The sequence below is a fragment of the Sphingobacterium sp. HSC-15S19 genome, assembly GCF_050433745.1.
Classification (GTDB): domain Bacteria; phylum Bacteroidota; class Bacteroidia; order Sphingobacteriales; family Sphingobacteriaceae; genus Sphingobacterium; species Sphingobacterium siyangense.
Map to the genome: position 1 here is coordinate 22946 of NZ_JBNPWQ010000001.1, position 22416 is coordinate 45361.

Annotated in this window: 18 protein-coding genes and 1 tRNA gene; 11 read left to right on the forward strand and 8 right to left on the reverse strand. The window is 39.8% G+C overall.

Annotated features, from left to right (window positions below; all coding sequences use genetic code 11):
- The first annotated feature begins 127 nt into the window (after positions 1-127).
- Entirely contained in the window at positions 128-1012 is an 885-nt protein-coding gene (locus L1283_RS00115; RefSeq protein ID WP_088162729.1) for an ABC transporter ATP-binding protein, read from the forward strand.
- Positions 993-4649: a M1 family aminopeptidase gene (locus L1283_RS00120; RefSeq protein WP_429625592.1), complete on the forward strand. Its 3657-nt coding sequence runs from the start codon at positions 993-995 to the stop codon at positions 4647-4649. The genes L1283_RS00115 and L1283_RS00120 overlap by 20 nt, the downstream gene beginning before the upstream one ends.
- Positions 4650-4828: 179 nt before the next feature.
- Here the strand turns inward: L1283_RS00120 and L1283_RS00125 are convergent, their stop codons facing one another.
- From L1283_RS00125 to L1283_RS00150, 6 genes are read right to left on the reverse strand one after another with little or no spacing between them, the layout of a single operon-like run.
- Complete coding sequence (locus L1283_RS00125) at positions 4829-5968, reverse strand: cytochrome-c peroxidase (RefSeq protein WP_088162727.1); 1140 nt, start codon at positions 5966-5968, stop codon at positions 4829-4831.
- Positions 5969-5975: 7 nt separating this feature from the next.
- Positions 5976-6626, reverse strand: coding sequence for a hypothetical protein (locus tag L1283_RS00130; protein WP_145330124.1), 651 nt, complete (start codon positions 6624-6626; stop codon positions 5976-5978).
- Between the two features lie 34 nt (positions 6627-6660).
- The gene (locus L1283_RS00135) at positions 6661-8040 is read right to left on the reverse strand and encodes a RagB/SusD family nutrient uptake outer membrane protein (RefSeq protein ID WP_429625594.1); all 1380 of its coding nucleotides are present in this window, start codon (positions 8038-8040) and stop codon (positions 6661-6663) included.
- 19 nt (positions 8041-8059) lie between these two features.
- Positions 8060-11269: a SusC/RagA family TonB-linked outer membrane protein gene (locus L1283_RS00140; RefSeq protein ID WP_157698570.1), complete on the reverse strand. Its 3210-nt coding sequence runs from the start codon at positions 11267-11269 to the stop codon at positions 8060-8062.
- A 25-nt stretch (positions 11270-11294) separates the two neighbouring features.
- A complete protein-coding gene (locus L1283_RS00145) occupies positions 11295-12311 on the reverse strand; it encodes a FecR family protein (protein ID WP_088162723.1) in 1017 nt (338 codons plus the stop codon).
- A 49-nt stretch (positions 12312-12360) separates the two neighbouring features.
- Positions 12361-12879, reverse strand: coding sequence for an RNA polymerase sigma factor (locus L1283_RS00150; protein ID WP_088162722.1), 519 nt, complete (start codon positions 12877-12879; stop codon positions 12361-12363).
- A gap of 718 nt (positions 12880-13597) precedes the next feature.
- Between L1283_RS00150 and L1283_RS00155 the strand changes: the two genes are divergently transcribed.
- Positions 13598-15622 (forward strand): glycoside hydrolase domain-containing protein, encoded by a 2025-nt coding sequence (locus L1283_RS00155; RefSeq protein ID WP_198385977.1) that lies wholly within the window; start codon positions 13598-13600, stop codon positions 15620-15622.
- 216 nt (positions 15623-15838) lie between these two features.
- Here the strand turns inward: L1283_RS00155 and L1283_RS00160 are convergent, their stop codons facing one another.
- Complete coding sequence (locus tag L1283_RS00160; RefSeq protein WP_088162720.1) at positions 15839-16735, reverse strand: helix-turn-helix domain-containing protein; 897 nt, start codon at positions 16733-16735, stop codon at positions 15839-15841.
- Positions 16736-16861: 126 nt separating this feature from the next.
- Here L1283_RS00160 and aroE point away from each other — a divergent pair, with 126 nt between their 5' ends.
- Together aroE and L1283_RS00170 are read left to right on the forward strand one after the other, a co-directional pair.
- On the forward strand, positions 16862-17722 hold the full coding sequence (gene aroE, locus L1283_RS00165) for a shikimate dehydrogenase (RefSeq protein WP_088162719.1): 861 nt from the start codon (positions 16862-16864) through the stop codon (positions 17720-17722).
- Positions 17722-18084 (forward strand): phage portal protein, encoded by a 363-nt coding sequence (locus tag L1283_RS00170; RefSeq protein WP_088162718.1) that lies wholly within the window; start codon positions 17722-17724, stop codon positions 18082-18084. The genes aroE and L1283_RS00170 overlap by 1 nt, the downstream gene beginning before the upstream one ends.
- A 277-nt stretch (positions 18085-18361) precedes the next feature.
- Here the strand turns inward: L1283_RS00170 and L1283_RS00175 are convergent.
- Positions 18362-18435: transfer RNA gene (locus tag L1283_RS00175), tRNA-Ile, on the reverse strand.
- An 89-nt stretch (positions 18436-18524) separates the two neighbouring features.
- Between L1283_RS00175 and L1283_RS00180 the strand changes: the two genes are divergently transcribed.
- The 6 genes from L1283_RS00180 (at position 18525) to L1283_RS00205 (ending at position 22338) form a co-directional block, all read left to right on the forward strand.
- Positions 18525-19157 (forward strand): HAD family hydrolase, encoded by a 633-nt coding sequence (locus tag L1283_RS00180; protein ID WP_175441966.1) that lies wholly within the window; start codon positions 18525-18527, stop codon positions 19155-19157.
- A 90-nt stretch (positions 19158-19247) separates the two neighbouring features.
- A complete protein-coding gene (rpsU, locus tag L1283_RS00185; protein ID WP_046672133.1) occupies positions 19248-19442 on the forward strand; it encodes a 30S ribosomal protein S21 in 195 nt (64 codons plus the stop codon).
- Between the two features lie 101 nt (positions 19443-19543).
- Positions 19544-20425: a tyrosine-type recombinase/integrase gene (locus L1283_RS00190; protein ID WP_120336217.1), complete on the forward strand. Its 882-nt coding sequence runs from the start codon at positions 19544-19546 to the stop codon at positions 20423-20425.
- Between the two features lie 14 nt (positions 20426-20439).
- The gene (gene hpf / locus L1283_RS00195) at positions 20440-20802 is read left to right on the forward strand and encodes a ribosome hibernation-promoting factor, HPF/YfiA family (RefSeq protein ID WP_088162635.1); all 363 of its coding nucleotides are present in this window, start codon (positions 20440-20442) and stop codon (positions 20800-20802) included.
- Positions 20803-21061: 259 nt separating this feature from the next.
- Positions 21062-21436 carry a DUF6686 family protein gene (locus L1283_RS00200; RefSeq protein WP_120336218.1) on the forward strand — a complete coding sequence of 125 codons (375 nt, stop codon included), beginning with the start codon at positions 21062-21064 and terminating at the stop codon, positions 21434-21436.
- Positions 21437-21810: 374 nt separating this feature from the next.
- Positions 21811-22338: a ferritin gene (locus L1283_RS00205; RefSeq protein WP_075993930.1), complete on the forward strand. Its 528-nt coding sequence runs from the start codon at positions 21811-21813 to the stop codon at positions 22336-22338.
- Positions 22339-22416 lie beyond the last annotated feature (78 nt).

Below are 22416 nucleotides of genomic sequence, written 5' to 3' on the forward strand. Positions count from 1 at the left end.
TAGTTTTTTACCTGTAGATGTGTCCATTGGAAGACTTTCATTTTCGTTTGTTTTTAACTTTTACTATCTTGATGTAACATATCCTTGTTTTGGTATACTAACATATTATTAACAGTTAAAATAAATTATGAATTTATCCATAGAGACCCTTAGTAAGACTTATTCTAATGGAGTAAAAGCTTTAGATGGCGTAAACTTAGAAATTAAGCCTGGGATGTTTGGTTTACTGGGACCAAATGGTGCTGGCAAGTCTTCTTTAATGCGGACAATTGCGACACTTCAGAAGCCCGACAGTGGCCGTATTACTTTTGGTGATATTGATGTACTCAAAAATCAGCTCGATTTGCGGAAAGTTTTGGGTTATTTGCCACAGGAATTTGGTGTTTATCCCAATCTCTCTGCATCAGATCTGCTGCAATATTTTGCAAAGCTTAAAGGAATTAAATCGAAAGCCGATCGGGATGCCATTATCAACCGTGTTCTTGAGGTTACCAATCTTTGGGACGTACGCAGTAAAAGCGTAAGTGGTTACTCGGGCGGGATGAAGCAACGTTTTGGTATTGCGCAATTGTTGCTGAATGATCCCAAGTTAATCATTGTAGATGAACCGACTGCAGGGCTTGACCCCGCGGAAAGACATCGCTTTTTGAACGTTCTACGAGAAATAGGTACAGATCATACCGTCATTTTTTCTACGCATATTGTGGATGATGTGCGTGAACTGTGTCATGAGTTGGCCATTTTGAATGGGGGAAAGATTCTTTTGAGAGGCACTCCTAAAGAATCCATCGATCAATTGGATGGTAAAATCTGGGTACGTATCATCAGTCGGGATCAACTGGATGAGTATACACAAAAATATAACGTTATTTCAACCAATTACAATCAGGACAACACACTCAATATTCGGGTGTACAGCGATGTGCGTCCCGATGAATCATTTGTGAACGCTCAAGGCCAATTGGAGGATGTCTATTTTGTAGCGCTAAAAAATGATCAACGCCATGTTTAAAGCCATCTTTCATTTTGAGTTTGCGCGTTGGTTTAAGAGTTCTGCCGTCTACATCTATATGGCACTCTTCTTTGCGCTTTCGCTGTTTATTATGTTGTCTTCGCTCGGCATCTTTGACGGTATAACAGCAACGACCTCATCCAACACCATTATGAACTCTCCATGGGCGATTAATGGTATGGTTAATGGCATGTCGACTATTATCTATTTTTTGATACCGTCCATCGTTGGAGCCTGCGTCTACCGGGATTTTCAATACCAGGTGCATACGATACTTTTCAGTTACCCTTTCTCAAAAACGGACTATCTACTCGGTAAATTCTTTGGATCAGTAGCTGTTGTATTGGTTATTGTATTTGCTTCAACCTTGGGTATTATCGTCGCACAATTCGTGCCGGGTATCAATCAATCCTTATTGGGACCAATTCATGTTTGGGCATATTTACAGACCTATCTTGTACAGGTTATCCCAAATCTCATTATTTTTAGTGCAATTATCTTTGTGCTGGTAACATTGACACGAAACGTATACGTTGGTTTTGTCGCGGTGTTGATCCTTATTATTCTTCAGGTGCTGGTTCAGAATCTGGCGAACAATATGGACAATCGTTTTGTGGGGGCATTGATAGATCCTTTTGGGGATAGTGCCATCTCATACTATACCCAATACTGGTCTCCAGATGAGAAGAATGTCAATAATCTTCCCTTTACCGGAGCTGTTATTTATAACCGGTTAATATGGCTCGCTGTCGCAGCCTTATTCATTGGCGGATTTTATATGTTGTTTTCTTTTTCACAACATTCGATTTCCTTTAAATCATCGAAAAAAGGAGCCCGTTTAACCAAAAATAACTTTGATAGTATCTTCAAAATCAATCTGCCTAAAGTAAACTATGATTTTTCGACCTTTCATTATTTGAAAACGACATGGACAATGGCACGGTACGACTATCGCTATATCGTCAAAAATCCGGTGTTTTTAATATTGACTTTGGTAGGAGTATTGTTCATTATCTTGATGGCAAGCACCATTGGCTCGATATTCGGAACGTCGACTTATCCGGTGACCTGGAAAATGCTGATGATCCCGGGGACTACGTTTAAGTTTTTCCTGCTGATCCTGACGTTTCTTTTTACGGGACTTCTTGTCCACCGCGGCAGCATTACGCGGATGGGAGGATTGTTGGATACAACAGCGACGCCCAACTGGGCTTTTATGGGGTCGAAGATTATCGCAATTCTTTTGATGCAATTGACTTTGCTGGCCGTTGTGATTGCGACCTGCATGGGGTTTCAGGTGTACCATCACTATTATAATTTTGAAATTGGACAATATGTGATGCATCTGATGGTGTATGGTATGTTGTCAAATTTGGTATGGCTATTTATTTCACTTTTTGTACATACGCTTTTCAAAAATTACCTGGCTGGATTTTTTGTGTTATTGACCCTCTTTATTGGATTACCCTTTTTATCCATGGTCGGTGTAGAACAGGAGATCTATCAGTTTAATCAGGGACCGGATCTGGATTACTCGGATATGGATGGATTCGGCTATGTTCTTCCGTTTTTAACGTATCGGGTTTATTGGCTGCTTTTTGCGGTGTTTTTTGCTGTCATCGCCCTGCTGTTATGGCGAAGAGGTGGTTTTTCGGGAGTTAGGGAGCGTTGGGGTATTTTTAAGGCGAATTTGGGACCGGTAACAACGGCGCTGCTCATTTTTGCCTTTGCGGGCTTTATTGGCATCGGTGCTGCAATATATTACGAAAACCACATTAAAAATCCATATTATACCAGTTTAGATCATGAAAAACAAGCTGTAGAATGGGAAAAGAAATATAAGAAGTATCAGTACAGGCCGCAGCCCCGTGTCGTGGATATTAAGTTTAATCTGGATATTTTTCCCGATACGCGAAGTTTTAAAGCGCATGCGGACTATGTATTGAAAAACAAGACCAATATGCCTATTGATTCTATTTTTGTCAATTACAATAATTACGATTATATATTTTCTTTAAGTGTACCAAATAAATTGATTTCTGCCGACGATAAATATAATTTCAATATTTATAAACTCGAGAAGCCTATGGCTCCGGGCGATTCTATTGTGTTGAAATTTAGTACTGTTAGTCCGGCCAATACCTGGATAAATGAAAAGTCGCCTGTGAAGGGCAATGGTACGTTTATCAACAATATGCTTTTCCCGAATATAGGCTATCTTGACCGTGGCGAGTTGGTAGACAATGATGTCCGCAAAAAGTATGGACTTCCGTATCGCGATAGAATGGCTGCGCAGACTGACAAAAGGGCCCTGCAGAATAACTATATATCCAACGATGCCGATTGGATCCGTTTTGAAGCTACAGTAAGTACGGTCAAGAATCAGTTGGCTATTGCTCCGGGCTATCTCACAAAACAATGGGAGAAAGATGGTCGTAAGTACTATCAATATAAAATGGATTCGGAAATCCTGAACTTTTTTGCATTTAATTCGGCCGAATATGAAGTCAAAAAAGATAAGTGGAACGGGGTTAATTTGGAGATTTATTACCATAAGGGGCATACCTATAACCTCGATCGGATGATGGCTTCCAGTAAGGCTTCTTTGGCTTACTATACGAAAGAATACAGTGCTTACCCGCATCGACAATTGCGTATTATTGAATTTCCGCGCACAGCGGGAACTTTCGCGCAGTCCTTTGCAAATACAATTCCTTTTTCTGAAGCGATCGGTTTTATTGCTGATGTCAATGAGAAGAAAGAAGATGCGGTCGATTATCCCTACGCGGTAACAGCCCATGAGATTGCACATCAGTGGTGGGCACATCAAGTGGTAGGAGCCAATGTGCAAGGGGCTACATTGATGTCCGAAAGTATGTCTGAATATTCATCGCTCAAGGTTTTGGAAAAAAGATATGGTAAAGGGCAGATGCGTAAGTTTCTCAAAGATGCGCTCGATGGCTATTTGCAAGGACGAAGTGCCGAAAAACTAGGTGAAAAGCCGTTGATGTATAATGAAAATCAAATGTACATTCATTACCAAAAGGGATCCTTGGTGCTTTATGCCTTGAGCGATTATCTGGGCGAGGATCTTTTTAACAGGACAGCCCAATCTTATTTACAACGTACAGCGTTTCAAAACCCACCGTATACAACTTCATCAGAGTTTGTGGATAGTTTTAGACAGGCGACTCCTGACTCATTACGTTACCTGATTAAAGATATGTTTGAAACGATCACCCTGTATAACAATAAAATAGAAAAAGTAAGTTCAAAGAAACTTAAGGATGGTAAATACCTGGTTGATATCCAATTTGAAGTGTCCAAGTACCGCGTAGATGGCAATGGGAAAAAGAGCTACAATGACGGAGGTGGACAGCCGCTGTCCTTTAAGAAATCAGATCGTGTGACTCTGAAATCATTGCCATTGGCAGACTATATTGAGGTAGGTGTTTTCTCGGATAAGAAAAGCAAAGACGGTAATAAACGTCAGGAGCTTTATCTAAAAAAGCATAAAATCGATCGAATCAACAATACGATAACGCTGATTGTTGATCAAAAACCCGAACAGGTAGGTATAGATCCTTACAATAAACTGATCGATATTGAATCGGACGATAATCGAAAGGAAATATAAGGAGAGCCCGGCATAAAAAATCCCCATCATGCGATGGGGATTTTTTTATGGCTTTGTGCTGCCTTCGTTTTTTACGCTGTTCATTTAAAGCGATAAGCACATGTTATTTTAAGAAGGCTCGGTTGACACCTTATTTATCTTCGTATTAATGCTGGATTTCTCTTTTTATTTATTTTGGTTTATTCGGGCAATTTTGGCATCGCTATACGCTGTTGTGTACTGCTACTGATAGCCCCTAGAAATTTAAGCACAGCATTAATTTCTTCATTTGTGAGGTTCAGCTTTTTCAGCTTCGCCGAATGAATGGGTTTGGTTTTAGGATCTATCGTAACGCTACGCTGTATCGGTTCAGGATTACCGAGATTATAAAGTTGTACGACGTCCAGTAATGTTGGAAAATTACCATGGTGCATCCAAGGTCCTGTAAGGGTGATTTCCCGTAAAGAGGGCGTTCGAAATGCACCTATATCTTCCTGCTTGCCACTGATATGGTAATGTCCAAAGTCCTGCTGCCTGGTACCATATAATGTTTGGCCATCATTATGGAACTGATTATCTGAAAATAACGGTGTATTGTGGCAGTTGATGCAGCGTGCTTTAGTCCGAAAAAGATGAAGCCCCCAGACCTCGTCATCCGTCATGGCATCTTTATTTCCTTTAATAAAGCGGTCAAATTTGCTGTTGTAGCTACGAATGCCGCGCTCAAAAGTTGCAATAGCCTGTTGAATGCGCGAGATACTGATCGTACTGTCTCCAAAGGCTGATTTGAACAAAGGCCTGTAACCGGCTATTGCCTGAATATGACGTACAGCTACTTCGGGAGCGGTGTTCATCTCAACGCTATCGGTCAATGGGAATAATACCTGGGCTTCCAAGGAGGGAGATCGTCCATCCCAAAAGAAAGTATGGTAGTATCCAACATTATACAAGGTCATTGCATTTCGCTTTCCTACCCGTCGATTGTGCCCATTTGCTAAGCTTTTGCCGTCGCCCCAGCCCAGTTGCGGATCGTGGCAGCTTGCGCAGGCCAGCTGTTTGGTAGCAGAAAGTCTGGGATCGAAAAACAATAATTTTCCCAGCGCTGACTTTTCCTTGGAAAAGGGATTGTCCAAAGGGTATTCTACATCGGGCAGTGATCCGATATCCACAAAATTTGTTTTTACATCATCATCTAGGTGGGGAGTCGGCCATTGCCTGCTGTCGCCGGAAGCATACAATCTGCGCCATAGCGCAATATCAGGAATATCCTGATCCTGCACAAAAGCCAGCAAGATCAAGACGACTCCCAATAAACCAAATACAAGTACTCTTCGTATCATTCGTTGTTTATAGTTCTAACGCTTTGGTACTCAATTTGTATTTACGGGTTACCTTATTTGCTCCTCCGATCGCAGACTCGTTAAAATTCACTTCCAAGTCGATTACACCTTCATTTAGGTCATAGGTTCCCGAACCACTGATACCAATTTCAAAGAACTCCATATCTTTTCGTTCTTCAGCGGATTCGGTTTTCTTATAGATTTTTACCTGTTGTTCTTTTACAGTCACTTTACCGATTTTATCATTATTCTCATTTGGTAAAAATTGCAATACCTGATCGACATTTATACCAGCCGTTTTGATGTTTGTTGAGCCGATTTTATCGCTGTAAAGCGTGACCATCTGGAATAGGTTTACCCCGCTATCTGTCACATAAGGATTGGTAAAGCCCATATAAGTTGTGTCTGTTAATGACACGGTAGGATAGTGTGCTCGGATACGTTTGCCCCAGGTTTGAGTGGCATCATCGAAGCGGTAGATATAGAGTTCAAAATAAGCATCTGTACTGGTAAATGCAGCTACGGCATTATATGGCTTAGCAACAGACTCGGGCTCAGGAGTCACGGTACTGTCCTTGCTACAGGACATGGTAAAAAATAAGATGCTGAAAATAGTGACTAGCTTGGATAACTTAAGGATTGCTTTTAAACTGTTCATGTGTTGTTTTATTAATTTGTGTTTTATTGAGTGATTAATAGCCAGGATTCTGTCTCATCAGTGAATTGGAGAGTACAGACTGTTGTGGAATAGGCAGTACCATATGATCATTTGGATAAGTGACATTACAGTTTGCACCAGTACAGTCATTGCGCATAACGGATTGACCTCTACGCATCAGATCCAGGTATAAGAAGCCTTCAAGACAGAGCTCACGACGACGTTCGTCAAGGATCTCCTTGATCAGTAGGTCTTTTGTGTTGAAAAGATAAGCGCCGAGCTGCGGATTACCGCGTAGTCTGATGACATTTAGGTCTGAAATAGCTTCATTAGCATAGCCAAGTTCAGCTGCCGCTTCGGCATGAATCAAATATATTTCGGAAAGACGGATCAACTTGACGCTTGTTACTGCAGTTTGTATAGTTGGATATTTAAATATTCCACCCTGAGCACGCACATCATTTTGCCCATACAAATGGATTAGATCCTGACTTGGTCCAAACTGATAGTAGGAGTTGCCTGAATCATTGACATAATAACTACCGATTGAGTTACTGGAATAATTGCTCGGCACAGCCAATTCGAATATAGATTCTTTGGTGTTGGCCTGTTTCCAACTGTCGATATACTCAGCATTGGTATATAGCGAATAGTTCGCTTTGAGCAGTTCGGCACATAGTTGGTAAGCTTTTTCCCAATCGTTGCGATTTAATGCTAACCGGGCTTGGAGTGCTTTACTTGCCTGTAAGCTCATATATATTTTGGCATTGCCTTCAAATATAGCTTTGCTATTGGCAAATAAAGAATCAGCGAGGGACAGATCAGCCTGTATAAATTGATATACATCTGCCACTGTGGAGCGTGCAATCTGTGCCTCATTGGGTACAATTGTCGTTTTGGCCAATATGATGCCCGGATGTGAAGCATTTTCGGTGTAACGATAAGGCTGCGCATATAACTGCACAAGATCGAAATGAACCAATGCCCGCAGACCATAGGCCTGGGCCATTACGTTATTGCGTTCGAGTTCACTGACATTCTGCATCGCTGGGACACGCTTTATGATATTATTGATTGCATTGAGTAGCGTATACTGATAACTGTATAGACTGTTCATCGAACCATTTTCGGCATCTGTCTCAAAGGAATAAACATCCGAAAGTGTCGTTTTGCTCGCTACGGTAAACGTTAAGTTTCCGCCAAGCAGGTCTGGGTAAACCATACGCAAGCCATTGTAGTAAGTTGACTGAAATAGGTCTTCGTAAACTCCCGCCAAAGCCGATTTAGCACCCTGCATATCTGAAAAAAGCAGGTCGACCGATACTTTGTTTTCCGGTTCTTTATCTAAAAATTTTGAACAGCCCGTTGTGCCCAAAGTGACAAGAAAAGCAATACTTAGCGTCTTTATGTTCATAGCTCAAATTATTAAAGGATTAAAGTGTGGTGCGTAGGCCAATCGAAAAATTACGTGTCTCGGGATAGACAAACCTATACTCGCGGATACCGTTTCTGCCAGCGGGGCTTTTGTCTTTGAACCAGTAAAGTACATTTGTAACATTGAAGCTCAAAGCTGTCTGCCCTATGCCGATGCGCTTGGTCAATCGATCTGCCAGGCGATAGCTTAAGGATACGTTGCTCAGCTTGAGATAAGTCATGCTGTACAAATAGCGGGAGGAATTGTTGAGTGGTGAGCTTGAATTAAGTTTGGGGATTGCAGTGATATCGCCCGCATTCTGCCAACGATCCAGTAGGTTGACCGACATATTGGAGTTTGCCAGATTATTGCCATCCCGTAAGTAGGTTGTCGATGCAAACTTGTTGCCACCAAGGTTATACTGTATATTGAAGGTGAACTGAAAACCCTTCCAGCCCAGATTGTTGATGATACTTCCTTGAAAATCAGGCATCGAATTGCCTAGTAATTGGTAAGCGTTTTGACCCATTGCCCGTATTTCAGTCCGATTTAACAGCTCTCCATCTGGGGTATAGAATTGTTCCACTCCGGTGCTTGGATCTACACCGCCCCATTTGATACCCCAGAGCGAAGTTGAACTGTATCCCACACGCTGACCTATACCTACATTATCGGAGGAGTTTGCTGCATATTGTTCAATGAGTGGATTATTAAAGGAGGTCACCTTATTTCTATTCCAACCACCGATAAGGGTACTGTTCCAGGTTATCTTAGACTGTTTAAGCCATTGATAGGCAATGCTTAAATCGAGCCCTTGATTGTACATATTGCCCGAATTGACTGGCATTTTGCCATATCCTGTTTCTAATGGCACACTGATGTCTGTAATGAGATTGCGGATATTATTCCGGTAAAGGTCTAATACAAGACGCAATCTATTGAAGGCATTCAAGTCAAAACCGAAGTTGAATTTGATATTCGTTTCCCAACCTAGATCTGGATTTTCGGCAGCAGAAGAAGAGGGAGTTGCACTCATTTGCCCACCATAGGTCACGTTGTTTAAATCATAAAGCCCTCTGGAAGCATATGATCCGATCCGCGAATTCCCTGTGGTTCCGAAGCTGGCTCGAAGACGTAAGAAATCAATTGCTGCAACGGGTTGCATGAATTTTTCGTTGCTGATATTCCAGCCTAATCCAAGCGCTCCATTGAGTGCGACCTGTTTGTCGCCACCAAACATGGACGACTGATCTGCACGGCCACTCAGAGAAGCATAAAATCGCTTGTCATAGTCGTAATTCATTTGTACATAGTTGGATACTGTCGCATCCGAGATTTTAGAGGAAGACGACTGTGTCGAACTTGCGAGGCCGAGTGAGATGACCCTATCGTAAGTAAAGCCGGTACCTTGGCCCACTAATAATTTGCTGTATTGATCTTTTAGTTCTATCCCCGCAATACCAACAAAACGATGCCCGTTTTGCCATTTTGGGCTATAGGTTAACTGTAACATGGAGGTCCAGCTGTACGTCGTGCGATCGTTGATTCGGAGGCGCCCATCTTTAGCTGTGGAAGCACCGGCTATGCCTGAAAGAAAAGTTTCCTGCTTGGATTGCAGCATATTCCCGCCGATAGCTCCGCGCAGGCTTAAAAAGGGTAACAGTGCATATTGCAGTTCAATCCGTGCAGTCCCTGTAAAAGCCAAGGCTTTATCTGTATTTTCAGCCAGCGCTGCGACAGGATTCACGAGCCCTAAGAAGGTACTGTAAGTTCCGTCTTCCTTGTAGGGATTTATATTGGGAGGCATGTAAGCAGCATTTGCAAATTGGTCGAGCCCCTCACGCTGCATCAGTGTCGGCGATATAGTCGTGGTCATTTGCAGTTTATCACTAAACTGATTGTAATAACGCATGGAGCTTGTGTATTGCTTCAGTCCATTTCCCGGACTGGCATTTTGTTGATTTCGGTAGCCCATAGAGAGGTAATACGTATCGTTACCTTTTCCGCCCGAAAGTGATAGATTTACATTATCATAGCGTGCATTGCGTGAAGTCAGTCCAAACCAATCTGTATCAATGGTATTGCTACCCGCCAGACGCGTTGCTTCACTCTCGGTTTTGCCCGTATTGATATGGAACTCCCGTAGTAGCTCATAGTATTGCGGCCCGGAGAGCAATTTCATCCGATTGATAAATGTGGATACACCGGTATTGTATGACGCTGTCAACTGCGGTTTGCCGCTCCGCCCAGACTTGGTGGTGATTAAAATCACACCGTTTGCTGCATTAGCACCATAGATTGCGGTTGCGGCAGCATCCTTAAGTACCGAAATGGATTCAATATCTAACGGATTGATTCCTGCAATTGGGTTCAGCAATGTTTCGCCATTAAAAAGCGAACTGGCGTCGCCAATCTCCTGTTCTTGGACAACGACACCATCCACCACGTACAAAGGCTGCGATGAGGTTGATCGTCCAGTATTGCTTGTCAGGTTTGTCAATGTTCCCTGTCCTCGGATATGGAGCTTAACGGATGTGCCCAAGGAAGTGCTGGGTTCGACATATAATCCCGGTACCAATCCTTCCAACATCTTATCGACACTCTCTATAGGGCGATCGGCCTGTAAATCCTTTGCGCTGACGGTATAGACACTTCCGATCATCTCTTCGCGCAGTTTAGGCGCTTCGTAAGTACTGCTGACGAATACTTCTTCAAGCTGTTGATCTAAAGGTGACAGATTGATCTGCTGTACAGCGGTATCCACCTTGAAGTCGTAATTCTGATAACCTAAGTAACGTACGCCTATTCCCTCGCCGCGATTTTCGGCTGCTGTCAGTATGCGATATCGCCCTAAACTATCGGTGAAATAGGTTTTGTTTTCTTTGCGTAGCATAATAGTCGCACCGGCCATAGGTAAGCCTGTTTTGGCATCTTTCACTACACCTCTTAATTGTATGGGTTTTGGCGCCTTGCTGACGGCTATCAGATTTGAATGTTTAATCCGCTGAAAGCGCAACTGAAGCGTTGAAGCAAGTCTCGACAAATACGTATCGATATTCTCTTTTGCTGTCGGAAGTGGAACGCGTCGCTGCAGTCCGATGGATGCATCGTAGGAAAAATGTACAGCATGTTGCTGCGTCAGTAATTGAAAAGCAGTTTCCAAACTCCCTTGGTTGGAAGCATTTTGAGCTGAAACAGCGCCAGCGAATAATAGAAAAAAAGTATTCAATAAACAGGTTCGTCTTACTGTTTTTTTAATAAAGCACATAGGTATCTGTTGCTATTTTTTTTGATGACAATTCTTTTGAAAAACAAATCGCGGCGAGTGCGGTCTCAACAGGCAGCTTCTCAAAATGCCCGCTATACCGCCATCGTGCATTTGGTTTGCTGAGAGAGATGTGGATACCATAATATTGCTCCATTTTTCGCGCGACTTCAGCAAAAGAAGCATTTTGAAAATGCAAAATACCTTCTGCAAAATTATTGATCTCTGTTGGCGTAAATTTATCGAGATGGATCTCCTGATTTGTGACATACCCCTGTTGTCCTGGACTGAGTAGGGCTTGTTTGTTGTTTAAGTGGTTGGTCAATTTAATTTTTCCAGAAAACAAACTGACTCTGGTATTTTTAGTGTCAGCTTGTTCTACCAAAAACTGTGTTCCTAATACTGTTACCAAGGTATTGCCTGTTTTTACAGCAAATGTGCGATCAGGCTTTTTTGCAATGTTAAAGCGTGCATCGCCATCTAGCAGGACATACATTGTATCCTTACGGAAATGTTTGGGGTATTTTAGTTTACTACCACCCATCAACGTAATCTGGCTGCCATCAGTTAGATTGACTTTAACCATTTTGCCATTTTGGGCGACGACACTGAGCCATTGTTCAGCGGAAACTGTATTTACAGCTAAAGTACGCTGAGGTGAGTCTTTGTAGAAAAACTGACGGAATGTAAATGCTCCTATGAGCAGGATTGATGCTGCGGCGATCCAGCGCCATCTCGTTGTCAGTCTTCGAGTTTTTGTAGGCACTTTGCTTTCGAGTGTCGCAAATAGTTTGTCTTTTTCAACTTGATATTCCGTTTCGGTGATATGCATTTTTAGGGTATCGAGCATCTTTCGCGCGTCTGCAACAAGATCCAATTTATCCGGATTTTCTGCGATCCATGTATCCCAAAAATGAATTTCCTGTTTATTTGCGGTTCCATTATGATAAGACACAAAACTCTCGTCACTGAGCAAATCAACGCTGTCGTTATAAATTTTTTTCATGTATATATGAAGGTAGAGGGAGCAATTCCGTTTTTTTACCGGATTATTTTTATTTTTTTTCTTTTAAAATCTTAACAGATTCATATACAATGTTATAGATTGTGCGCTGACTATTGCCTGTTTTGGAAGCGATCTGTTCATAGGACATATTTTGAAAAAACCTAAGGTCAATCACCTGTCTTTGTTTAGGTGTGAGGGATTCCAATGCTTTTGATAGACGCGCAGTGGTTTCGTTTACGGTTTCCTGTTGTATGAGTAAAGCTTCATGTGAAGGTGTATTATCATTGGGCTGATAATTTCCTGAATTTAATTTTTCATTCAATACGCGATGGTCATTCAGGACACGGCGTAGCCATGTCATTAAATAAGACTTGATATTATCAACATCGGGCAGACGGTCACGTTTTTCCCATAGTTCTAAAAAAAGATGTTGTATACCGTCTTTTACGGCTTCGCGCGAATACCCCAACATAACGCCATAAGCGAAAAGCTCTCGATATACTAAGTCATATAAGGATTCAAAAGCTTCAGAAGAACCTTTTAATGTAGCTGTCCAATGTTGTTTCATGGTAAGAATGGCGCAAATCTACATTTTTATTTAGAATAATTACAAATAAGATTCTCGTTTGTATTTTTTTTGAATAAATATTTCTAGAAAAATGAAGGAATAGATTGGCATCTGCTATATGATTTGGCCTGTTTATTTCGTCAGATTTTTTGTACTGTTCTTAAATTTTTGGCATATAGATGGCTATTTTTTTGCTTTAGCAATCATAAGGTGTGGTTACTTTTTTGTTCTGTGCTCCCACCTGGGCTCGAACCAGGGACCAAAAGATTATGAGCCTTTTCTTCGGTACCTTATTACTAATTGGAAGAGCTTGGATGCTGCTTTGATAACGTAGTTAGTCGAATATTTTTTACTTATCAAAATTTGGCTCAGTTACACTATCTTTACAAAATTTGTGATAAAAATTGTCTCCTCCGATTTTAGGTTTACATTCTGAACTTTGTAGATGGAAAATAATTAATGGAATTAACAGTAGTTTAATATTGGGTTTACCTTGTGTAGGTTAATTTTGGAAGATGAAAGTTCGGTTTTCTGAAGTAAAATAGATCTAATGATTTGCTAAATCGAAATGAGCATTCTCGAAGAATTAATAAATAAAAAACATCAGGCGCTGAAAAAAATAGTTGTTTGCTATGGCCAAGAACTGTATAGGTTAGCTTTTCGTATCGTGAAAAATCAGTTTGCGCCCTTTATACATATGAAAAATAATAGACTATATATGAAAAAATTACTGCTGTCTTTGATGCTCTGTTATGCTACAATTGCTGGAGCGCAGACCGATCGTGTAAACGTCTTCTTGGGATCTTCCGGCGACCACGGCCAGCTTTCACCAGCGGCTTCTTCTCCTTTCCATCAATTGAGCATTGTGCCTTATACTAATCCGGGAACGCATACGGGCTATGAGCATCTTGCCAAGGAAATTAAAGGCTTTACACACAATCGCCTTGAGGGAGTAGGTTGTATGGGCAGTGGTGGACTGATTCTTATTAGACCATTTATAAAAAATGATATAAAGCCGCTGAATAAAATTGACGAGCATGCCCAACCTGGGTATTATGCTTTAAAAACCGCAGAGGGTATTCAAGTTGAAGTGGCTGTGAATAATGATTTTGGTCGTGAACAATATACTTTTCCCGTGGGTAGAAAAGGTTTTTTTATTGATTTGGGGCATGCTTTCAATGGCGCTTTTGTTGACAATGAATTTACACAGGAGGGTAATCTGCTATTCGGTAAAGTACGTGCAAAAACGACCTGCCATGTGGGAACATATACCATTTATTATGCGCTGGAAATTCCTACAGCGAGCGGATGGCGAAAGGAGGGGAACAAAATCTGGGTAGACCTGAAGGAGGAAAGCCTTATAGCAGATGTCAATATTGCATTTTCGGCTGTGGATCAACAGGACGCAAGAAAGACACTTGCAGAATATGATAAGCTAGATTTTTCAACGGTAAAAAAACGTGCAGCTGATCGTTGGAAAACTGCCCTGTCGGTACTGCAGGTAAAGGGCGATTCGGATAAGGTAGATTTATTCTATTCCTTGCTCTACCGCAGTTTACAATCTCCTTTTGTTATCAGCGATGAGCAGGGAAATTTTAGGGGAACAGACGGGAAAATACATCGTTCCAAAGAAACACGTTATCATGGATGGGCAATTTGGGACAATTATAAAACACAACTACCGCTTTTGGAGCTGATAGATACTGAAATGTATGAGGGCGTTGTCTCCTCGATTGCAGACCTGTACCGTTATGGGAAATTTGACTTTGCAGGAGCTCATGAACCAGCAAATTCGGTCCGGACAGAACATGCCGCTGTCGTTCTTTTGGATGCGGTCAAGAAAGGATATCGGGTCGATATTGATGGAATAAAAGATTCGTTAATACACGATACCCTGCGCTATGATTTTAAGAAACCGGACAAGTACCTTGAAGCATGTTATGATATGTGGGCAATGTCCAAGCTTTTTCCGCAGAACAGCAAAACCTATCTGGAGCGAGCAAAATCATATCAGGCAATTTGGAATAAAGATTTTAAAGACCTGACCAAACGGGATGTCGACCGTATGTCGGCACGGGATATGTATCAGGGAACAATTAGGCAATATCGTTGGAATGTACCTTTTGATGTTATGGGATTAAGAAAGCTAGCAGGTGGTGAAGAAAATTTCACACAGCAACTGGATGAGTTTTATGACGGTTATTATTTCAATAGGGCGAATGAACCGGATATGCAATCGCTGACCTTATATAATGCGAGTAAAACCCCTTGGCGCTATCAGGAGTGGATACATCGAATTGCATTGGACACCATCATACAATATTACTTTAATGACAACAGCCGTGGAATCGGAGCACATATCGACCGGATCTATAAAAATGAGCCTAAAGCCTTTGTAAGAACCATGGACGACGATGCTGGTGCTATGTCGAGCTGGTGGGTGCTTTCTGCGATCGGATTGCAACAACCTTTGGTCGGGGAACCTATTTTTTATATCAGCGTGCCATTTTTTGATCAAATCAGATTGGAAAATAAAGAGAATCCACTGACCATTGAGGTGCCGAATCGAAGCGACAAAACGCGTTATATCAAATCGATTAAGTTGAATGGAAGGGATTTGAAGAGGTTATGGATCACACATGAAGAGCTTAGAAAGGGAGGGACGCTGCAGATTGAATCGTCGGAAATACCAACCGATTATGGAAGGGATGATCCTTGGATAAGTCACATGGACAACAATTAAACATGATCTGATCAGAGATTGTAGACTAAATTGGCGTTTTTTACTACTTGGAGATTTAAAAGTACTGGCCAAAGAGATTGGAAAATCGATGACCAGTTAATTCGCTCCTGAATGGAATGGCTTTATACTAAAATAATTCAGTTACAAAATTTGCGATAAAAACTACGAAACTCAATAGTTGTTAATATCAAAGTACGATTGATCAGAGAGTCAGAGTTATTTGGCTACTTTTATTTGAGGTATTGAATCTGCGATTGGAGAGATCAAGACTGTATTTTCAAGGTGTAAATTTCTATATACTTTTGGGGTCAGACCTTTATGGTTTTTAAAAAATTTGTTTAAATGGCTTTCATCGGTAAAACCAAATTCATATACGATCTGCGATAGTGAAACGGTCGGAACAGTTAATCGAGTTTGAATTAAGTTTATGCGGTATTCGTTGACATAATTTCGATAACTTATACCAAACTTTTTTTTGAAATAATCACTGAAATAACTATTCGCAATAGAGAAGTGAGCGGCGATGTTTTTAATCTGAATAATTGACGGTTGGTAGATATGTTGATGTATGAAGGAAATGAGCTCTTCTTTACCGGGCTGACCATTGTCAATTCTTATATGAAGTTTAGCAGCAGCTTCGCTAATTAAGACTAAGATAGATCGTATCTGATAAAATATGAGCGCTGAACGAGAGATATCCTTCGAAAATTTGTACAATACTATATTCTCAATAATATTTCGAAGTATAGCATTGGAAGGTTCATCTATTTTTAATTTCACTTCCTTTAATAACTTATTCTTCATTATTCGGACAGGTTCATATAAATTGAAATTATCTACTGTATGCTGTGAGTGTTCTGACAGATATGCGTCTGTGAACTTTATAAATGTGAAGTGAGTACTTTTGTTTATCTCAAAATAATGTTCGTCTTCTGGACTTATTATAAACAGATCTCCTTCCCCATATTGAAACCTATTATTGTTCAGTAAATGAATGCCACTACCTTTGTGGATATAAACCAGTTCATAATAAGTATGGCTATGAAGGGGTAAATGAAAAGTCTTTTCTTCATAATCATGAATAACGAGTTGATCAAACTGTATTTTCTTCATTTTAAAAAGTGCTTACGATAAAAATACAAAAAATACCTTTAAATATACCTGGGCGTGGCGCCGGTAATATGCAATCTTTGTAATAGAAGATTTATCATTTTGTATCAATTACTTTATTTCACATTTATGCAAGATAACATTGATTTTTTGCCTTTTATTACGGGCTCTTTTGCCAAACCAGCTTCTGAGAATCCAACTGTAATGATGATTGAAGCAGCTTATAGATATCACAGTATCAACGCTCGTTATCTGAATTGCGAGGTTGAGCCTATGCATCTGGCAGATGCTATCAAAGGAGCAAAAGCCATGGGATGGATTGGTTTCAATTGTTCTATTCCACACAAAATAGCGGTCGTTCCATATCTTGATGAATTAGGAGGCTCTGCACGATTGATAGGTGCGGTTAATACTGTAGTTAGAAGGGGGGACCTTTGGATAGGTGAGAATACAGATGGAAAAGGATTTTTAAAAGCGCTAGAAATTATTGAAAATCCTAAGGACAAGTGTATTACAATATTTGGTGCTGGAGGAGCTGCTCGCGCAATTGCAGTTGAATTGGCGTTAGCGGGAGCCCATACAATTATTATTGTAAATAGGGACAAATCTAAAGGTGAAGAACTTGCCGATCTGATAAATAGTAATACTAAAACTAACGCGTTATTTAGTTGTTGGGAAGGAAGGTATAAGATAAAATTATCAACGAATATTTTGATCAATGCAACTAGTGTAGGGCTGTTTCCCAATGTGGATCAAAAACTCGATATTGAATTTGATCTTATCGGAAAGGAGATGATTATCGCAGATGTTATACCCAATCCCCCAGATACTCATTTTATAAGAACCGCTCGAGAAAAGGGATGTAGCGTTTTAAATGGTCTTAGTATGCTCGTTAATCAAGGCAGAATAGCAATTAAATATTGGATGGATATGGACGTCGAGCCTTCTGTTATGCATTCAGCGTTGGCCAATGTTTTAAAAATACACTAATGATCAAATTTAAACGTGTAGATCATATACTCATAAGTGTTCCTTTAGGCGGGCTAGCTTCAGCGCAAAGGTTTTATGCTGAGATATTGCGTTTGAATCAAATCCTTGGTAATCATCCCAGGGGGGCTATTTGGTTTGAAATCGGAGATATCCAGCTTCATATTCGTGAAGAAAAGTACCATCAAACAAATTCTGATATACATCCTGCGTTTGAAGTTTTCGACTTATCCCATGCTAAATTATTTTTGAAGAATCAGAATATAATCGTAAAATACTCGTCCAAGATAGATGGTCGAGAACGATGTTTTTTTCGAGATCCATTCGGAAATAGGTTTGAATTGATCGAATATCTAAGGTGCTAATATAGTGTAAACTTTACAGAAAAGGTATTATTTCCACGTCGTAGGTACCATCTGATTTCTTGTGGTGTTCATAAACTTTTGCGCTGACGGTTGCTATAGTTTTTTCTTTAGCAGGTGAAAAATCCCGTTAGATATCTTTTTACGTGAAGTTCAATAAAAAACTATGCAAAACAGGCCGAAATGGTGTGATTCTCCTAGACCTTTACATCGTCGGAAAATGATGCGTAGAAACGAAAAAAGTCGCTTTTCTATATAGAAAAGCGACTTTTTTGTTCTGTGCTCCCACCTGGGCTCGAACCAGGGACCAAAAGATTATGAGTCTTCTACTCTAACCGACTGAGCTATAGGAGCAGGTCTTTTGTTTTGTCAATTTAAACAGCTGTTGTGCCGTTTTGACGATGCAATTATCGATATTTGTATCGATATTTCAAAATAATTCGATGGAAAAAATTAAAAATATTGTTCTTGATTATGGGAATGTGATCTTTATGATCGACTTTGTAAAATTGAAAGATGCTTTTACTCAGTTAGGTATAGAAAATGTTGATGCCGTATTTGGACATCATGGTCAAAGTGCACTTTTTGATAATTTTGATAAAGGAAAAATTGATTCGACGCAATTTCGTGAGGGGATAAGAGAATTAACCCAAAATCCAGCACTGACGGACGCACAGATTGATACGGCCTGGAACAGTTTACTGATCGGTGTACCACAGGGAAATCATGAGATTTTAGTCCAGTTGAAAGATCGATACCGTACCTTTTTGTTAAGTAACAACAATGCAATTCATTATGCCTATTGTATGAATGATATTCATGAGAAATATGGTGTTGCCGACAATGAAGGTTTTTTTGAAAAGACCTATTACTCTCATTTGGTAGGGATGCGCAAACCTGATGCGGAGATTTTTGAATTAGTCATGCAAGAGCAACAATTGGATCCGGCGGAGACTTTATTTATTGATGATAGTCCTCAACATCTGGCGACAGCAAAACAATTGGGTTGGCATACGGCATTGTGTACGAAGGAGAAACCGCTAAGAATTTTGTTGGAAGAATTCGAATTGTTATAAAAAATAATTTTGTTTTCCTTTTTAAAAATAAATAGCTTACCTTTGTCCCACTTTAAATTTAAAAGCGGCGAAAGGAGGTATATATAACGCATGATTATCGTAAATGTAAAAGAAGGAGAATCTTTAGATAGAGCATTGAAACGTTTCAAAAAGAAATTCGAAAAAACTGGAGTTTTAAGAGAGTTGCGTTCACGTCAAGCTTACGAAAAGAGATCTGTAACTCGTCGCATTCAAGTGAAAAAAGCGATTTACAAACAATCTTTGAATCAAGATGTAGCTAACTAATTGATTCGCTGAGAATTTTAAAATATAAAGGGAAAAGCAATGCTTTTCCCTTTTTTTTGTGCTTTTAAGTTTGTAATTTAAGCTATATAGCAAGGGAAAATATGTTGGAAAAGGAGTTTATTCGGTTTTTGCAGATTGAAAAAAGGTATTCAGAACATACGGTTATTGCCTATAAGCATGAGCTGGAGATGTTCCAGTCTTTTTTGGATCGTGAGGGACTGACTGTGCAGGATATCGTATACCGTGATTTACGTCATTATTTCGCGCAAATGGTAGAGTCCGGAAAAAATGCAAGTTCAGTCAACCGGAGTATGTCTTCAATGCGAACTTATTTTAAATTTTTGCAAAGAGAAGAGTGTATCGCGAAAAATCCCATGACGCTCATTAAAGCGTTAAAAACTGCTAAAAAACTACCTGTAGTCGTTGAAAAGGAAAAGCTGGTGCGTTTATTGGATCAAATGGAACAGGAGCAGGATGGATTTGAATCCTGTCGCGATTATATGGTTATGGAATTGTTGTTCGGTACCGGGATTCGTTTGGCCGAATTGTTGAAAATTAAGGAGCAGGATATCGATTTTTTTAATAAAAATATTCTTATATTAGGTAAAAGGAACAAAGAACGCTTGGTTCCGATCAATAATCTTTTATTGAAAGAATTGAAAAACTATTTGCAACAAAAGGCGACGCAATTTGTTGATACTAATAACAGCTTACTAATCGTTACGAAAGAAGGAAAGCCGGCATATGCCAAGCTGATCTATGATATTGTACATCGGCAATTGACGCTGATTTCTACTCAAGGTAAGAGAAGTCCTCATATTTTGAGACATACTTTCGCAACGGCCCTGTTGGACAATGGGGCGGATTTAAATGCAATTAAAGAGCTGCTGGGGCATGCAGGGCTTGCGGCAACACAAGTGTACACGCATAACTCAGCAGAACGATTGAAGTCAATTTATAAACAAGCTCATCCAAAAGCTTAAAAAAAGGAGGAAAAATGAACATTACTGTGCAATCCATTCGATTTACTGCTGATCAAAAGCTAATCGAGTTTATCAAAAAGAAAACAGGAAAATTGGAGCAGTTTTTGGATTCCATTATTGGGGGCGAATGCTACCTGCGATTGGAAAATGTCGATGATGAGGCAAATAAAATTTCAGAAATTAAATTGAATATCCCGGGAAGCCAGCTTTTTGCGAAAGGGCAAGCGAAAAGCTTTGAGGAGGCGACAGATATTGCTGTAGAATCCTTGCGTAGACAGATTAACAAACATAAAACAAAGACGAAAAATACAGTTATCAATGGGCGTAATGAAGTTCTTGCCGTAGAGGAAGAAGAAGAGGAAGAAGAATACGATTAATAACTATTAAAATATAGAAATACATACAGGAGGTCAGTTGCTACTGACCTCCTTTTTTTTACCCGTCTATTGCAATTGGCTAGTAAGAACCTTGCGTGGATTTTCAGGTCTGTTGATCCATGCGAAATTAGGAAGGATTTATTTTGCATGAGTTGTTGGTAGGCTTATTTATATTAAATCAAAATAATCTTCTGTTTTACTTGGATTGATTATAAATAATATTTATTTTTGATCGATTTAAATGATAAGGGAAATAGAAATGTCAGAATTGGTTTGTCCGTTAGCAAATGTTGAGGAAGTTTTTTCAACCACAGCGGGTACAGTCTATCAATGTAGCCGCAAAAATTGTTTCTGGTTGGAATATAATAATGAAACAACCTCTTTCTCGGTATCGGATTTTTTGAAGTTTAAGAAACGTATCGATGCGATTGATGTTGAGCACATGCTTCACGATACAACACGTTCATCGGATTTTGAAATCATCATGCCTTTCCGTACGGAAAGATGTTTCATCTTAGCTGTAGAGGAAGTACTTCAGTTGCGCGAATTGTTAGATGGCGCTAAATTTATGATGGAATTGAATAGCGTCGTTAGAACTTGTTTGCAGGTTTCGCCATTTGCAGTTTTTGCATAAGGCTATACATATAAACGAATTGAAAAAAGCGGTGTACGTCTGTGATGTACACCGCTTTTTGTTTGGAAAGACCTTATTTAATTTTAATTTAAATAAGTGTCAATGAGGCCGTCCTCTGGTTTTATTGACATTCAATGATTTTTAGGCCTTTAAGCCACTTATTGTTTTAATTTATCGCTTATTGAAAGTATCAATATTACGTATTTGTAATTGTATTGATTCTAAACAAGTTGCGGTTTCCATGTCTAATTTAGACTGAATTTGTATTGCATATTCTTGATACAGATTTTGAAGATCTACTGTATCTTTGTAGTGTAATCAGGTGATAATGTGTTTCACCTGTTGATATTTTAGAAATTAAACTTAAGGTAAATATGAAAGATTTATTGAAATTAAAATCTTCTTTGAAAGAAGAGATCGAAAATATATTGAATGCACAAATTAAAGTTGAAGCTCATTCTTCAGCCTTATATTTGGCAATGTCTTCATGGTGTGATGATCAAGGTTTGGAAAATGCTTCAGAATTTTTTGCGAAGCAATCCAACGAAGAGCGTGAGCACATGTTGAAGCTTTTCAATTATATCAACAACCGCGGTGGTCGTGCAATTTCTCCGGAAGTTACAGGTATCCCTCAAGATTTTGAATCGTTCCGTGGCGTTTTTGAACAAACATTGGAACAAGAGATGTTTGTTACTGAACAGTTCAACAACATCGCCGATAAATGTGCTAAAGCGAAGGATTATGTTACTTTTAATTTTGTACAATGGTTCTTGGAAGAGCAAGTAGAAGAGGAGTTTGTTGCAAGACGTATCCTTGAGTTGTTCGATGTGATTGGTGAAGACGGTACTGGTCGTTGGGAAATTGACAAACACCTCGTTAAGGTTGCCTTTGCGGGTGAATAATAAATTGTAAAAAATAGTGTAAAAAACGAGCTGTTGAGAAAACAGCTCGTTTTTTTATATACAAAATCACAACTTTTT

Excerpts from the sequence above, each read along its gene's own strand:
- L1283_RS00135 (WP_429625594.1), bottom strand. The coding sequence starts at position 8,040 with ATGAACATAAAGACGCTAAGTATTGCTTTTCTTGTCACTTTGGGCACA.
- L1283_RS00150 (WP_088162722.1), bottom strand. The coding sequence starts at position 12,879 with ATGAAACAACATTGGACAGCTACATTAAAAGGTTCTTCTGAAGCTTTT.
- L1283_RS00190 (WP_120336217.1), top strand. The coding sequence starts at position 19,544 with ATGTTGGAAAAGGAGTTTATTCGGTTTTTGCAGATTGAAAAAAGGTAT.
- L1283_RS00145 (WP_088162723.1), bottom strand. The coding sequence starts at position 12,311 with ATGAAAAAAATTTATAACGACAGCGTTGATTTGCTCAGTGACGAGAGT.
- hpf (WP_088162635.1), top strand. The coding sequence starts at position 20,440 with ATGAACATTACTGTGCAATCCATTCGATTTACTGCTGATCAAAAGCTA.
- L1283_RS00200 (WP_120336218.1), top strand. The coding sequence starts at position 21,062 with ATGTCAGAATTGGTTTGTCCGTTAGCAAATGTTGAGGAAGTTTTTTCA.
- L1283_RS00205 (WP_075993930.1), top strand. The coding sequence starts at position 21,811 with ATGAAAGATTTATTGAAATTAAAATCTTCTTTGAAAGAAGAGATCGAA.
- rpsU (WP_046672133.1), top strand. The coding sequence starts at position 19,248 with ATGATTATCGTAAATGTAAAAGAAGGAGAATCTTTAGATAGAGCATTG.
- L1283_RS00125 (WP_088162727.1), bottom strand. The coding sequence starts at position 5,968 with ATGATACGAAGAGTACTTGTATTTGGTTTATTGGGAGTCGTCTTGATC.
- L1283_RS00170 (WP_088162718.1), top strand. The coding sequence starts at position 17,722 with ATGATCAAATTTAAACGTGTAGATCATATACTCATAAGTGTTCCTTTA.
- L1283_RS00180 (WP_175441966.1), top strand. The coding sequence starts at position 18,525 with ATGGAAAAAATTAAAAATATTGTTCTTGATTATGGGAATGTGATCTTT.
- L1283_RS00130 (WP_145330124.1), bottom strand. The coding sequence starts at position 6,626 with ATGAACAGTTTAAAAGCAATCCTTAAGTTATCCAAGCTAGTCACTATT.
- aroE (WP_088162719.1), top strand. The coding sequence starts at position 16,862 with ATGCAAGATAACATTGATTTTTTGCCTTTTATTACGGGCTCTTTTGCC.
- L1283_RS00115 (WP_088162729.1), top strand. The coding sequence starts at position 128 with ATGAATTTATCCATAGAGACCCTTAGTAAGACTTATTCTAATGGAGTA.
- L1283_RS00120 (WP_429625592.1), top strand. The coding sequence starts at position 993 with ATGATCAACGCCATGTTTAAAGCCATCTTTCATTTTGAGTTTGCGCGT.
- L1283_RS00155 (WP_198385977.1), top strand. The coding sequence starts at position 13,598 with ATGAAAAAATTACTGCTGTCTTTGATGCTCTGTTATGCTACAATTGCT.
- L1283_RS00160 (WP_088162720.1), bottom strand. The coding sequence starts at position 16,735 with ATGAAGAAAATACAGTTTGATCAACTCGTTATTCATGATTATGAAGAA.